Origin of the sequence: Erythrobacter aurantius (assembly GCF_023823125.1) — a bacterium.
In the GTDB taxonomy this organism is placed as follows: domain Bacteria; phylum Pseudomonadota; class Alphaproteobacteria; order Sphingomonadales; family Sphingomonadaceae; genus Erythrobacter; species Erythrobacter aurantius.
Map to the genome: position 1 here is coordinate 3,032,199 of NZ_CP090949.1, position 13,725 is coordinate 3,045,923.

The 13,725-nt window shown below is 62.9% G+C and carries 14 protein-coding genes; 9 read left to right on the plus strand and 5 right to left on the minus strand.

Going from position 1 to position 13,725, the window contains the following annotated elements; translation table 11 throughout:
* Nucleotides 1–3: 3 nt before the first annotated feature.
* A complete protein-coding gene (locus tag L1K66_RS14475; protein ID WP_252258497.1) occupies nt 4–759 on the minus strand; it encodes an SDR family oxidoreductase in 756 nt (251 codons plus the stop codon).
* A 165-nt stretch (nt 760–924) separates the two neighbouring features.
* Between L1K66_RS14475 and L1K66_RS14480 the strand changes: the two genes are divergently transcribed.
* From L1K66_RS14480 to L1K66_RS14515, 8 genes are read left to right on the plus strand one after another with little or no spacing between them, the layout of a single operon-like run.
* Entirely contained in the window at nt 925–2,139 is a 1,215-nt protein-coding gene (locus tag L1K66_RS14480) for an acyl-CoA dehydrogenase family protein (protein ID WP_252258498.1), read from the plus strand.
* A gap of 12 nt (nt 2,140–2,151) precedes the next feature.
* Entirely contained in the window at nt 2,152–2,976 is an 825-nt protein-coding gene (locus L1K66_RS14485) for an alpha/beta fold hydrolase (RefSeq protein WP_252258499.1), read from the plus strand.
* Nucleotides 2,963–3,739 carry a fumarylacetoacetate hydrolase family protein gene (locus tag L1K66_RS14490; protein WP_252258500.1) on the plus strand — a complete coding sequence of 259 codons (777 nt, stop codon included), beginning with the start codon at nt 2,963–2,965 and terminating at the stop codon, nt 3,737–3,739. The genes L1K66_RS14485 and L1K66_RS14490 overlap by 14 nt, the downstream gene beginning before the upstream one ends.
* Nucleotides 3,740–3,750: 11 nt before the next feature.
* Nucleotides 3,751–4,695 (plus strand): acetaldehyde dehydrogenase (acetylating), encoded by a 945-nt coding sequence (locus tag L1K66_RS14495; protein WP_252260525.1) that lies wholly within the window; start codon nt 3,751–3,753, stop codon nt 4,693–4,695.
* The gene (gene dmpG, locus L1K66_RS14500; RefSeq protein ID WP_252258501.1) at nt 4,692–5,747 is read left to right on the plus strand and encodes a 4-hydroxy-2-oxovalerate aldolase; all 1,056 of its coding nucleotides are present in this window, start codon (nt 4,692–4,694) and stop codon (nt 5,745–5,747) included. Before L1K66_RS14495 ends, dmpG begins: the two co-directional genes overlap by 4 nt.
* Nucleotides 5,740–7,200: an FAD-dependent oxidoreductase gene (locus tag L1K66_RS14505; RefSeq protein ID WP_252258502.1), complete on the plus strand. Its 1,461-nt coding sequence runs from the start codon at nt 5,740–5,742 to the stop codon at nt 7,198–7,200. The genes dmpG and L1K66_RS14505 overlap by 8 nt, the downstream gene beginning before the upstream one ends.
* Nucleotides 7,193–7,657: a nuclear transport factor 2 family protein gene (locus tag L1K66_RS14510; protein WP_252258503.1), complete on the plus strand. Its 465-nt coding sequence runs from the start codon at nt 7,193–7,195 to the stop codon at nt 7,655–7,657. Before L1K66_RS14505 ends, L1K66_RS14510 begins: the two co-directional genes overlap by 8 nt.
* Nucleotides 7,647–8,282 (plus strand): nuclear transport factor 2 family protein, encoded by a 636-nt coding sequence (locus L1K66_RS14515; RefSeq protein WP_252258504.1) that lies wholly within the window; start codon nt 7,647–7,649, stop codon nt 8,280–8,282. Before L1K66_RS14510 ends, L1K66_RS14515 begins: the two co-directional genes overlap by 11 nt.
* A 3-nt stretch (nt 8,283–8,285) precedes the next feature.
* Here L1K66_RS14515 and L1K66_RS14520 read toward each other — a convergent pair whose 3' ends face one another.
* The 4 genes from L1K66_RS14520 to L1K66_RS14535 are packed head-to-tail and all read right to left on the minus strand — an operon-like array spanning nt 8,286 to nt 12,833.
* A complete protein-coding gene (locus L1K66_RS14520) occupies nt 8,286–9,974 on the minus strand; it encodes an FAD-dependent oxidoreductase (RefSeq protein ID WP_252258505.1) in 1,689 nt (562 codons plus the stop codon).
* Nucleotides 9,975–9,979: 5 nt separating this feature from the next.
* A complete protein-coding gene (locus L1K66_RS14525) occupies nt 9,980–10,792 on the minus strand; it encodes an SDR family NAD(P)-dependent oxidoreductase (RefSeq protein WP_252258506.1) in 813 nt (270 codons plus the stop codon).
* On the minus strand, nt 10,789–11,562 hold the full coding sequence (locus L1K66_RS14530; protein ID WP_252258507.1) for an SDR family NAD(P)-dependent oxidoreductase: 774 nt from the start codon (nt 11,560–11,562) through the stop codon (nt 10,789–10,791). The genes L1K66_RS14525 and L1K66_RS14530 overlap by 4 nt, the downstream gene beginning before the upstream one ends.
* Nucleotides 11,559–12,833 carry an NADH:flavin oxidoreductase gene (locus L1K66_RS14535; protein ID WP_407931956.1) on the minus strand — a complete coding sequence of 425 codons (1,275 nt, stop codon included), beginning with the start codon at nt 12,831–12,833 and terminating at the stop codon, nt 11,559–11,561. Before L1K66_RS14535 ends, L1K66_RS14530 begins: the two co-directional genes overlap by 4 nt.
* A gap of 60 nt (nt 12,834–12,893) precedes the next feature.
* Here L1K66_RS14535 and L1K66_RS14540 point away from each other — a divergent pair, with 60 nt between their 5' ends.
* Nucleotides 12,894–13,658, plus strand: a complete 765-nt coding sequence (locus L1K66_RS14540) for an SDR family NAD(P)-dependent oxidoreductase (RefSeq protein ID WP_252258508.1) — start codon at nt 12,894–12,896, stop codon at nt 13,656–13,658.
* The last annotated feature ends 67 nt before the right edge of the window (nt 13,659–13,725 follow it).

The following is a 13,725-nucleotide window of genomic DNA, read 5'->3' on the forward strand; positions in this document are numbered from 1 at the left end:
ACGCTACCCTCCCTTCACAATATCGAGAAACAGGGGCCGTTCGCCGCCCCCATCAACGTTGAGCCATGCGCCCGACACATATTCGGATGCGTCCGACACCAGATAAAGAACCGCGCGCGCAACATCGTCACCGGTCGCCATGCGCCCCAGCGGCAAGGACTGACCGACCTTGGCCCGCGTCGCTTCGCTGCCATAGGTATCCGCCGAGGTCTCGGTTTCAGCCAGGCCGACGATAATCGCGTTCACGCGGATGGATTTCGGCCCCCATTCCTGCGCAAGGCTCTTTGTCAGACTCAACAGCCCAGCCTTGGCCGCGCCATAGATCGAAGTGCCGGGCGACGGGCGAATGCCGGAAACGCTGGCGATGTTCACGATTGCCGCACCCGGCGACTTTTCCAGAAGGGGAAAGGCCGCGCGCGACAGGTAATAGGGCGCGAGCAGGTTCAGACGTGTAATCGCCTCGGCAAACCTCGGGCTGGCCGTGGCCGCATCGCTCGGCGGAGATCCGCCTGCATTGTTGACGATGATGTCGAGCCGCCCGTGGCGGGCAGCCACCGTTTCGACAAATTCCGCAACGGCATCGGGATCGCGCACGTCAAGCGCGGCGAATTCAACCCCTTCGGGCAGGCTTTCCGGCTCGCTACGGGCGCAGGCGATGACGACGCAACCCTGCTGCGCCAGCGCCGTGCTGATCGCACGACCCAACCCGCGGGTCCCCCCGGTGACAATCGCCACACGTCCGGCAAGGCCGAAATCCAAATTACCCTCCCACTTAAGTCCCGTGAATCAGTCGATTCAATGGCTCGGAAATTTCCCTATCTAAAATCAGATTGCTTTTCAATTGACGATTTGCGTATTTTTTTGCATTAAGTTTTACGAATTTGAAGAAGCAGTCGAATCGCGGCTGGTTGAGGAGGATGGAAGATGGCAACGGTTGCGCAGATGCATGGTCAGGCAGGTGACACGCCCACGCATGAGGAACTCGTCAAGCGCGCACGCGCGATGATCCCGACGCTGAAATCGCGGGCAAAGCAATGCATCGCCGATCGCAACGTGCCGGCTGAAACCATCGCCGAGTTCAAGGAGGCGGGTTTCTTCAAGATCCTGCAGCCCAAGAAGTTTGGCGGGTATGAAATGCACCCCAATGTCTTCTTCGACGTGCAGAAGCTTCTCGCCGAAGGCTGCATGTCGACCGGCTGGATGTTCGGCGTGGTCGGCTGCCACCCTTACGAACTGGCCCTGTTCGACGAACAGGCGCAGCTTGAGGTGTGGGGTAGCGATACGGACGTCATCGTTTCCTCGACCTATCAGCCCGTGGGCAAGGTGGAGCGCACCGAAGGCGGCTTCTACCTTTCGGGCCACTGGGGCTTTTCTACCGGCTCGGTGCATTGCGACTGGGTGCTGCTGGGTGCGCTGGTTCCGCCCGAGGAAGAAGGCGGCATGCCCGACATGCGCACTTTCCTGCTCCCGCGTGCCGACTACACCATCGACGAAGACGAATGGCATGTGTTCGGGCTTCAGGGCACCGGCAGCCACGGCATCACCGTGAACCGGGCATTCGTCCCCGAATATCGCACGCACCGCGCGATTGACGGCTTCCTGTGCCAGAACCCCGGTCAGGCGGTGAACGAAGGGCCGCTTTTCACCCTTCCCTGGGCGCAGGTTTTCGTGCGTTCGGTCAGCACCGCCGCGTTCGGCGGGGCGCGCGCGGCCATCAACGCTGCGATGAAGATCATGGAAGATCGCATCTCCACCAACACCGGGAAGGCGTCGAAGGACGATCCCATGCTGCATGCCGCGATTTCCGCTGCGCACGCACAGTCGCTGGAAATGGAGCTGACGCTGGAGCGGACTTTCGAAGACCTGCTGCAGATTGCCGAGCGCGGCGAAGCGATCCCGATGGAGAAGCGCGCTCTGTATGCATACCAGTCTTCCACCGTCGTGCGCCGCCTTGCGCGGCTGGTCGATGACATGGTCGAACTGCTTGGCGGCCGCGCAATCTACATGACCAGCGAAATCATCCAGCCCTGGCTCGATCTGAAGGCGGCGCGCGCGCATGTCGCGAACGATCCGAACAACCGGACCAAGGATGTCGTCGGCACCATGCTGGGCCAACCTCCCGTCTTCACCTTCATGTAACGGGAGGCGAGCATGGGAGAGCTTGCTTCACACCGCTACAGCGTTGCCGGTGGCCATGAAATCCACCTTGCCGAAACCGGCTCGGGCGAAGCTGTCGTGTTCCTGCACGGCAGCGGACCGGGCGCTTCGGGCGCTTCGAACTTTCGCGGCAACATCGCCGCCTTTGTCGATGCCGGTTACCGGGTCATCCTGCCTGACCTGATCGGCTATGGTGCTTCGTCAAAGCCTGAGGACATCGACTATACGCTAGACCTGTTTGTTGACACCGTCTTCGACGCGCTGCGCCAGCACGGGGTCGAACGGGCGCATCTCGTCGGCAATTCGCTGGGCGGCGGCATCGCGATCCAGATCGCGCTCAACAATCCCGATTTCGTCCGTTCGCTGGTGCTGATGGCGCCGGGATGCATTGCCGAGCAGATGAGCTATTTCACCATGCCGGGCATTGCCAAGATGAAGTCGTCCTTCGGCTCGCCCGCATTCAATCTTGATGAACAGCGCAAGCTGGTCGCCAACCTGCTGCATCCCGATTGGGCGGATCGCATTCCCGATGCATTGGTGGCTGAACGGTTTGAAGTGGCTCGAACCCAGCCCAAGGACGTGCTCGCCCGCATGAAAACCCCCAATCTGGGCCCGCGGATCGGCGATCTGGATTGCCCGATTTTCGTCCTTTGGGGGCTCGACGACGAATTCTGCCCGGCTGCCCACGGGCAGATGTTCCTGGACGCCGGCAAGAACGCGCGGCTGCTGACCTTTGCCCGCACCGGCCATTGGGTGCAGGTGGAGCGCGAGAGCGAATTCAACGCCTATGCAACGGGATTTCTCAATGAATATTCATGAGAAATACGGTTCAGAACTGTTTGCCGCCCTGCGCCAACAGCGCACGGTTCCGCCGCTGATTGCGCGCGCGTCGGCGCTGACGATCGACGATGCCTACGCCATCAGCCTCGATTTCCTCAGCCGTCGCAGGGCCGAGGGAGAGCGGGTCGTCGGCAAGAAGATCGGTGTCACCAGCAAGGCCGTGCAGGACATGCTGGGCGTGCACCAGCCCGATTTCGGGTTCCTGACGGACTGGATGTATGTCGATGGCGACATTTCGGTCGAGCAGAAGAAGCTGATCCAGCCGCGGGCTGAGGCGGAAATCGCCTTCATCCTGCGCGACGGGCTGAAAGGGCCGGGCGTCACCCCGGCTGACGTGATCGCAGCGACACAGGCCATCGCGCCCTGTTTCGAGATTGTCGACAGCCGGATCGACGACTGGAAGATCGGGATTGTCGACACCGTGGCGGACAATGCCAGTTGCGGGGTCTTCATCCTTGGGGAAGCGCGCGCCGATCCGCGCGATCATGATCTGCCCAACCTCAAGGTGACGGTGACGAAAAACGGCGCGCCGCTGTCCGAAGGGCTGGGTTCCGCCGTTCAGGGCGATCCGGCGCAGGCAGTGGCGTGGCTCGCCAACACGCTGGGCGAATACGGCGTCACGCTGGATGCGGGCGACATCATCCTGTCGGGTTCGCTCGTCCCGCTCGAACCGGCGGTGGCGGGCGACGTGTTCGAAATGGAATTGCATGGAGTGGGCGGATGCACCGCCCGCTTCGTCTGAAGGAAGCGCACATGGGCAAGCTAAAGGCCGTGATCATCGGATCCGGGAACATCGGCACCGATCTGATGATCAAGATGCTGAAATATCCGCAGAACATGGAACTGGCAGCAGTCGTCGGGATCGACCCGGACAGCGAAGGGCTGGCGATGGCGCGCGAACGCGGGATAGCGACCACGCACGAAGGCATCGAAGGGCTGAAAAAGCTCGATTGCTACAAGGATATCGGCATCGCCTTTGACGCGACCAGTGCCTATGCCCACAAGCTGCATGACGAGGCTCTGCGCGCCGATGGTATCCGCGTCGTTGACCTGACCCCTGCGGCGATCGGCCCCTTCACTGTCCCGCCGGTCAACATGGAAGCAAATCTCGACGCGCTCAATGTCAACATGGTGACCTGCGGCGGACAGGCGACGATCCCGATGGTCGCCGCTGTCAGCCAGGTCGCCAAGGTGCATTACGCGGAAATCGTCGCATCGGTTTCCTCGCGTTCGGCAGGGCCCGGCACGCGCGCCAATATCGACGAATTCACCCGCACCACCGCCCGCGCGATCGAAGCGGTCGGCGGCGCGACCAAAGGCAAGGCGATCATTATCCTGAACCCGGCCGAACCGCCGATGATCATGCGCGACACGGTGTTCACCCTGTCCGAAGGCGCGGACGAGGACGCGATCCGCGCCTCTGTCGAAGCGATGGTGGCCAAGGTTCAGGCCTATGTCCCCGGCTACAGGCTGAAACAGCAGGTGCAGTTCGAACGGTTCGGCGACAACAATCCGCTGAAAATCCCCGGCATGGGCGAATTCACCGGTATCAAGACGATGATCCTGCTCGAAGTCGAAGGCGCAGGCGATTACCTGCCGTCCTATTCGGGCAATCTCGACATCATGACCGCCGCCGCAAAGGCGACCGGAGAACTGATCGCCGAACGCGAACTGGCCATGCGGGAGCCTGCACAATGACCGGCACTTTCAACGTCGAGGCTGGCGAAAAGCTTTACATTCAGGACGTGACCCTGCGCGACGGGATGCACGCCATCCGCCACATGTACGGCATCGATCAGGTGCGCGATATCGCCGCGGCGCTCGACAAGGCGGGCGTTGACGCGATCGAGGTGGCGCATGGCGACGGCCTTTCGGGTTTGAGCTTCAACTACGGCTTTGGCGCGCATACGGACTGGGAATGGCTGGAGGCGGTGGCCGAAGTGCTTACCCAATCGGTGCTGACCACGCTGATCCTGCCGGGTGTCGGCACCGTGGAAGAGCTGCGCCGCGCCTATGATCTGGGGGTGCGTTCGGTGCGCGTGGCAACCCACTGCACCGAAGCCGACGTTTCGAAACAGCACATCGGCATCGCCCGCGATCTGGGCATGGATGTGTCCGGCTTTCTGATGATGAGCCACATGATCGATGCGGAAACGCTGGCTGGCCAGGCCGCGTTGATGGAAAGCTATGGCGCGCAATGCGTCTATGTCACCGACAGCGGCGGCGCGCTCGACATGGACGGGGTGCGCGAACGGCTGGAGGCATACGACCGGGTGCTGAAGCCCGAAACCCAGCGCGGCATGCACGCGCACCACAATCTCGGCCTTGGGGTCGCCAATTCCATCGTCGCCGCGCAATATGGCGCTGTCCGGATTGATGCGAGCCTTGCCGGAATGGGCGCAGGCGCGGGCAATGCCCCGCTCGAAGTCTTTATCGCGGCGGTCGATCGCAAGGGCTGGAACCACGGCTGCGACGTGATGGCGTTGATGGACGCGGCAGAAGATCTCGTCCGCCCCTTGCAGGACCGCCCCGTGCGCGTCGACCGCGAAACGCTCGCGCTGGGTTACGCCGGGGTCTATTCCAGCTTCCTGCGTCACGCCGAAAAGGCGGCGCAGACCTATGGCCTCGACACGCGCGAGATTTTGGTCGAGCTGGGCGCACGCAAGATGGTCGGCGGTCAGGAAGACATGATCGTCGATGTCGCTCTCGACTTGCTCAAGGCGAAAGAGGTGGCCGGCGCGAATGCCTGAGCCATCGCTGCACAGGCCGCTTCCGGCCGCTGCGGTCGAAAGCTGGGACCATGAAACCGACGTCCTGATCATCGGCTTTGGCGCGGCAGGAGCATGCGCCGCGATCGAAGCGGCGAATGCCGGCGCACGCGTCACCATCCTTGAACGCAATTCCGGCAGCGGCGGCGCATCGGCCCTGTCCGGGGGCGAAATCTATATCGGCGGAAACGGCGGCACCGATGCCCAGCGCGCCGCCGGGTTCGAAGACAGCACCGAGGCTTTCGAAACCTACCTCAAGCTGGCAGGCGGGCCTTGCGTCAACGATGCGAAATGCGAGCTGTATGCGCGTGAGGCGCTGGATCATTACGCATGGCTCAAGGCGCAGGGCGTCCCCTATCGCGGCAATTTCCTGCCCGGCAAGCTGATCGAGCCGCCTGACGATTCCACCCTGATCTGGTCGGGCAGCGAAGCCGCCGCGCCGTTCTGCGATCGGGCGAAACCGGCCCCGCGCGGACACACCATCCAGCACACCGGCTGGGGTGGCGGACGGCCGCTGGTAGACCGGCTGGAAGCGCGCGCACGCGAACTCGGGGCTGTGGTAATGGTCGACACACGCGTGCTCGGCCTGATCGAGGATGAAGGACGGATCGTGGGCGCAGTCGTCAAATCGGACGGCGCGATCCTGCATCTGCGCGCCACGAGAGGCGTGGTGCTGGCAACCGGCGGCTTTGTCATGAACGAGGAAATGCGCCGCAAACATTGCCCCCAGACCTTCCGCATCAACGATCCCATCGGCGACAGGGATGACGGCGCGGGCATCATGATGGGCATAGGGGCAGGCGGCGAAGCGGTGCACATGGACCAGTTCTTCACCACCTGTCCTTGGACCATGCCCGAACCGCAGGCATCGGGGGTATTCGTCAACATCCACGGCCAGCGCTTCATCAACGAAGATTGCTATCACGGGCGCGTCAGCCGCTGCGCGGTCGATCAGCCGGGGGGCAAGGTGTATCTGCTGCTCGACAGCGCGCATTTCTCCCAACCCGCCGAATTCGCCCGCACCGACATCGCGGCCACGGGCGATAGCTGGGAAGAGGTCGAGGCCGAACTGGGGATGCCCGCAGGCACGCTGTCCCACACGATGGCGTTCTACAATGCCCACGCAGGCGAAGGACGCGATCCCTTGTTCGACAAGCGCGCACCGATCCTCACGCCGCTCGACAAGGCGCCGTTCGTGGCGCTGGAACTCAATTTCCAGACCAGCTATTTCAGCTTCTTCACACTGGGCGGGCTCAACACCTCGGTAAACGGCGAAGTGCTGGGTGCGGATGGATATCCCGTCAAAGGCCTGTTTGCCGCCGGGCGATGCACCCATGGCCTGCCGGCCTGGGGCCATGGCTATTCGTCCGGCCTGAGCCTTGCGGATTGCACATTCTTCGGGCGGCAAGCGGGGAAGGCAGCAGCTCATGGATGATACGGTTGCACGGCTGCGGGCGCTTGAAGACAGGGCGCAAATCGCCAATCTGATCGCGGCTTACGGCCCGTTGGCGGATACCGGGGCGGGAGAGGCTCTGGCGCAACTGTGGGTCGAAGACGGGGAATATGACATTGGCGGGTTTGGCCTCGTCAAAGGCCACGTGGCGCTGGCAGCGATGATGGACAGCCCGGTCCATCGCGGCCTGATGGAGCAAGGCTGCGCGCATATCCTTTCCCCTCACCGGATCGAGCTTTCGGGGGACACCGCAGTCGCGGTCGGATACAGCACCGTAATGCGCCGGACTGGCGAGATTTACGAAGCCTGGCGGGTATCGGCCAACCGCTGGTGGCTGGTGCGCACTGCGGCGGGCTGGCGCGTCAAGCGGCGCGAGAACACCCCGCTCGATGGTTCGCTGGAAACCCGCAGTATTCTGGAGATGCCCGATGTCGCTTGAAGCCCGGATCGAACGCCTTGAGGCGCTGGAGGAAATTCGCCAGCTTCCCGCCAAATACGCACTCGCGCTCGACATGCGCGACATGGATGCAATGGTCGGGCTTTTTTGTGCCGATGTGCGGGTCGGCAAGGATGCGAGCGGACGCGAGGCTTTGCGCGCATACATGGACCAGACATTGCGTAGCCCCTTCACAGGGACGTCACACCACATCGGTGGCCACATCATCGAACTGGACGATGCCAACCACGCGCACGGCATCGTCTATTCCAAGAACGAGCATGAAACGCCCGTCGAAGGCGGTGCGGACGAATGGGTCATCATGCAGATGATGTATGTCGACGATTACGAGCGGCAGGACGGGCAATGGTTCTTCCGCCGCCGCCTGCCGCTTTACTGGTATGCGACCGACCTGAACAAGCCGCCGGTGGGCGACAACAAGATGCGCTGGCCCGGAACCGACTGGGCCGAAGGGAACTTCCACAAGCTGTTCCCCAGCTTCGCCGAATTCTGGGACCGCGACGGGGCACCCGAGGGCCCGGTGCCAGAACCCGCGCCATTCGGTGAATTCATCGACCGGATGCGGCGCGGGAATGCGGCGCCCAAGGTAAAGGTGCGCGCGGATTGACGCCTAGTCGTTGACGCCCAGCGCATCGCGCGCCGCAAGGTATCCGAAGGTCAGCGCCGGGCCGATGGTGACCCCTGCCCCCGGATAGCTTTCGCCCATCGCCGATGCGGCATTGTTGCCGACAGCATAAAGCCCGCCAATCGGTTTGCCGTCGGTGTTCAGCACCCGCGCGCGATCGTCGGTTTTCAGCCCGCCATTGGTGCCGATATCGCCCGGATAGATCGGCATGGCGTAGAACGGTCCCTTGTCCAGCGGCTTGAGACACGGATTGGGCGTGACCGAGGGATCGCCATACATCTTGTCGTATGCCGCTTCACCCCGGTTGAAGTCGGGGTCCTCGCCCTTCGCCGCATGGGTGTTGAAGCGTTCGACTGTCGCACCAAGAACCGCAGGGTCAGCCCCCATCGCCTCCGCCAGTTCGGCGACGGTACGCCCTTTCTTGAGAATCGACCTGACCATGCCGTTCTGCGCCCAGTCTGGCAGCAGCGGCAGCAAGGGGCCGACTGGGTATTTGTGGCGATAGGTGTGATCGAACACGAACCAGCTCGGGCTCGCATCGCCATGTTCTGCCTCGCGCCGCGCCATCTGCTGGCCGACGATGTGATAGCTCGCTGCCTCGTTGAGGTAACGCTCGCCCTTCTGGTTTACCATCATGCAGCCCGGCAGAGCGCGCTCGATCGTGCAAAGCCGCCCGCGATCCTCGCCCGGCACATAGAAGACCGGCGCGGCCCATGCCGAATGCATGTTCATCGTTTCCGCGCCCACCGACTGGCCCGCCCGGATGGAGTCGCCAGTGTTGCCGCCGGTTCCCCCGGAATAGAGCGCGTTGCGATAGAGCGGGGCGTGCTTGTCGCGCATCTCCTGGTTCTTGTCGAAACCGCCAGCCGCCAGGATCACGCCCTTGCGCGCGCCAATGCGGAGCGTCTTCTTGCCACGGCGCACCACCGCGCCGACGACCTTGCCATCCTCTTCGATCAGGCTTTCCATCGGGCTTTCGAGCCACAGCGGCACTCCGCGCTTGTTCAGCGCCATGCGTAGACCGCCCGCCAGCGCATTGCCCAGAGTCAGCCGCCGGTCCTTCTCGCTCTTGAACCGGAACGGCAAGTCGAACCAGTAGCGCGCAAGGCTCTTGGTGAGGTGCCACCACCACCCTTTGGCCCGGAACAGCAGGATGTAAGTTTCATCGAAATGCCAGTTGAGATAGCCGAACAGGCTGGCCGCCGGTGACGCGAAGCGCAGCGTCTCGACATCCTTGCCCAGCTTCCTGCCGTCCATCGGCAGCGGCATGTGAGTGCGGTAGCCGGTCGGGCTGCCGCCGGGGTTTTCGGCGTGATAATCGGGATAAGGGAACGAGCAGTAGGTGATGTCGGTATGCTCGCCCATCCAGCGCAGCATACATGCCGCGTTTTCGACATAGGACCGGATATTGGCATCGGGCACATTGTCTGCCGACAGCGCGCGGACATATTTGAACGCGTCCTCGGGCTTGTCGTCAAAGCCTTCGGCCCGCGCCTGATCGCTGGCCGGGATCCAGATGCCAGCACCCGAAGTGGCGGAGGTGCCGCCCCACAGCGCTTCCTTCTCGATGATCAGCGTCGATGCGCCCTTTTCGGCAGCGACAAGCGCGCTCAGCAGCCCGCCCGCGCCCGACCCGACGACAAGCACATCGACTTCTTTGTCCCAGCTTTCCATTCGCTTCATTCCTTACCCATTGCAGCAACCGGGGATTGCCGATCAAGGATCATCCGGGTCCGCGCCTTCAACCGGTCATCCAGCGCCTCGGGTTGCGGCACGATCCAGAATTGGCCCTGATCGATCCCGTCGAAGATCAGCGCCGCATAGCTGTCCGGATCGGCGCTGTGCTGCTTGGTGAGCTGGCGCATGCGCTCCATCATGGTCTTCGCCCCGACCCCGCCCTCTTCGCGCAGGATGCCGGTATTGACCGGGCCGGGCGCCAGCACCGAAACGCTGACCTTGCCTCCCGCTGATGCAAGATCATGAGCGAGACTTTCAGAAAGCGCGACCACCGCCGCTTTTGACGCGAAATACGGGCCCATCAATCCGTTGGCGAAGAAGCCGCCGACCGATGCGGTGTTGATGATGCGGGCCGACCTGCCCTCTTGCAGCAGGCGCGGAACGAAGGCCCTGATCCCGTTGACGACGCCCATCACGTTGACGTCCATCACCCGCTGCCATGTTTCAGCGGTCAATTCCCATGCCAGACCGGCGGAGAGCACCCCTGCGTTGTTGAAGAGAAGGTCCACCTGCCCGAACCTGGAATAGGCGAGATCGGCCAAGGCTTCGAGATCGGACGGCTTGCGCACATCGATCGTCAGTTTGGCGACTTCGCCTGATAGTTCGCCAGCAATCGCGGCAAGGCCCGCTTCATCCCAATCCGCCAGAACCACCGCCATACCGCGCATGACCGCATGACGCGCCAGACCCGCACCGATCCCGCTCGCCGCACCGGTGATCACGGCCACTCCGGCTGAAGGGGCCTTTCCGCTCATGAAGGCAGATAAAGTTGCGCCGACTTGCCGCCATCCACCGGAAGCGCCACGCCGGTGATATAGGCTGCGGCATCGGACAGCAGGAAGACGATTGCTTCGGCCAGTTCGTCCGGCTTACCACCGCGACCCATCGGAATCGCCTGCGCGGTCTTGGCCGCGATTTCAGGGGCCTTGCGGGCAAAATCCTCGTTTCCGGCGGTCTGCACCTGCCCCGGCACGACGCAGTTCACGCGAATATTGTCGCGTGCGACCTCCATCGCGGCGACGGCGCTGAACTGGATCATCGCCGCCTTGCTGGCGGAATAGCTCGTCATGAACGGCGCGGCGCGAATGGCGGTGGTGGAAGAGACATTGACGATGCTCCCCCCTCCCGATTTGCGCATCGCCGCAATCGCGGCCTTGGTCCCGGCGAACACCGCATCGGCGTTGACGGCAAAATCCTTGCGCCAGTGATCAAGGCTCAATTTGTCGAGCGGCGCATAATGCACGCTCATCGCATTGTTCACGAGCATGTCGAGCCGCCCGTGGGCATCCGCGATCCGCGCGACGAGATCGGCGTAGGCCTGCGCATCCGACAGATCGATGCTGTGGATCTCCACGCTGCCGTCCTGTTCTATGATCGCGTCGCGGGTGGCCTCCAGCTTGTCCATGCTGCGCGCCAGCACGACGACATGCGCGCCTTTTGCCGCGAGCAGTTCCGAAGTCGCGCGGCCAATGCCGTCGCTGCCGCCGGTGACGATGGCGACGCGGCCCGCGAATGGCGCGCTCATGCCGCGGCCCCCACGGTGTTGAGCGCCGGATCAATGCCATCGCGCGTCAGGATGCAGCTGGTGCCTCCGGGCGTGTACATCATGGTGACGCAGCGATTGCAGGCGGTGCATCCGGATTGCTGGACGGCGCCAGCCCGCAACTGGTTGATGAAGGCGGGATCGTGGACCAGCGCCCGGCCCACCGCGATTGCGTCAAAGCCGTCATCCATCGCCTGCTCCACCCCTTCGCGGCTTTGCACCCCGCCGAGATAGGCAAGCGGCATCGACACCTCGCCACGCACCCGCAGCGCCAGTTCGCGCAGGTAATTCTCGCGGAACTGCACCTCGGGCGGTTCGGTGAGCGATTGCAGGAACATGCCGATACGCAGGATCGGATTGGACGGGCGGGCCCCACGCTTGGGCAGTGAAGAACCGAACATGGCGGTGATCGACTCGACATTCATGCCATTGGAAAGAACGGCCAGATGCGCGCCGTCCGCCTCGATCCGCCGCGCGACCGCGACACCGTCTTCGATCGTGTTGCCCTTGGGGCCGTCGGTCATCGAGAATTTGACGATGACTGCCAGATCCTTGCCGACCGCATCGAGCACGCGTCCCAGCACTTCTGAAGGGAAATTCATCCGCTTCTCGATCGATCCGCCGAATTCGTCCCGGCGCTTGTTATACAGTTTCGAGACGAACTGGCTGAGCAGATATCCGTGCCCCATATGCAGTTCCACCGCGTCGAAGCCGGCCTCTTTCGCGCGCCGGGCGGCGGCGACGAATTCTTGCGTCATCGCGGCGATTTCGGATTCGTCCATCTTCTTCTTGAAGTAGCGGCCCGACATCACGCCGACTTTGTTGAACCCGCCCGAGGAGGACAGTGGCTTGTTGGTCTGCAGCGTGCGCTTGTCGAGGAAGGTAAAGCTGCCCGCGTGGGTGATCTGCGCGCTGGCAGCGGCGCCGTGCTTGTGAACGGCATCGGTAAGCGCGCGAAAATCAGCAACCGAATCGTCATCCAGAGTGGCCTGATCGACGAAAGTGCGCCCGTCCTTTGACGTGGCGCAATAGGCGACCGTGGTCAGCCCGGCCCCGCCCTCGGCGACCTTTTCATGGAAACGCGCCAGCCCCTTGCTGACGATGCCTCCTTTTGCCATTCCTTCATTGGTCGCCGCTTTGATAAAGCGGTTGCGCATGGTCAGGGGCCCGATCTGAAGCGGGCTGTATGCTTTTGCGAATGCGGACACGTTTTTTCGCTCCTCTCCAACGCATTTCTCGAATGCCTCTGGCATTTTGTCAACTGATTGCGTAATCATAGACAGTGAATTTTACGAATTTTGGGAGAGTTCGCTGTGAAATCATCACTCAACGGCAAGGTCGCGCTGATCACCGGCGCCGGGCAAGGCGTGGGGCAAGGCATCGCATTGGCGCTGGCATCCGCCGGGGCGAAGATCGTGTTGTTCGGTCGCACCCTGGAAAAGCTCGAGGCGACGGCGCACGAAGTCCGGGCGCGCGGCAGCGAAGCGCTATCCGTGAGCGGCGATGTCTGTGACGCAGGCGATCTCGAACGCGCGGTTGCCAGCGCGGGCGAGGCTTTCGGCGGGATCGACATTCTGGTGAACAATGCGCAGCAGGTTCCGATGGGCAAGCTGGCAAAAGTCACCGACGAAGCGTTCGAAGCAGGATTCCGATCAGGCCCGCTCGCAGCATTCCGGCTGATGAAGCTGGTGCAGCCCGGCATGGCCGAAAGGGGTGGCGGGGTAATCTTCAACCTGGTCTCCTCCGCCGGAGTCCGCTGGGACATGGCGGGCTATGGGGCTTATGGCGCGATCAAGCAGGCGATGCGACCGCTGACCCGCGCCGCGGCGGCGGAATGGGGGACGGACAACATCAGGGTGCTGTCGCTCGCGCCCCACGCCAAGAGCCCCGGCCTCAAATGGTGGATCGAGAACAATCCGGACGAAGCCGAAGCATTCTTCCGGACGATCCCGTTGCGCCGCGTCGGCGAATGCGAGGAAGACATCGGGCAAGCCGTCGTCGCGTTGTGTCAGCCGGAACTGGGTTATCTCACCGGCGCCACGATTCCGCTCGATGGCGGGCAGGCAAATTTTGACTGAACCGCCCACGGCAGCCATTGATATCATCACAAAAAGGCACGGATGATGCCTGAATGCGCAAATTTTG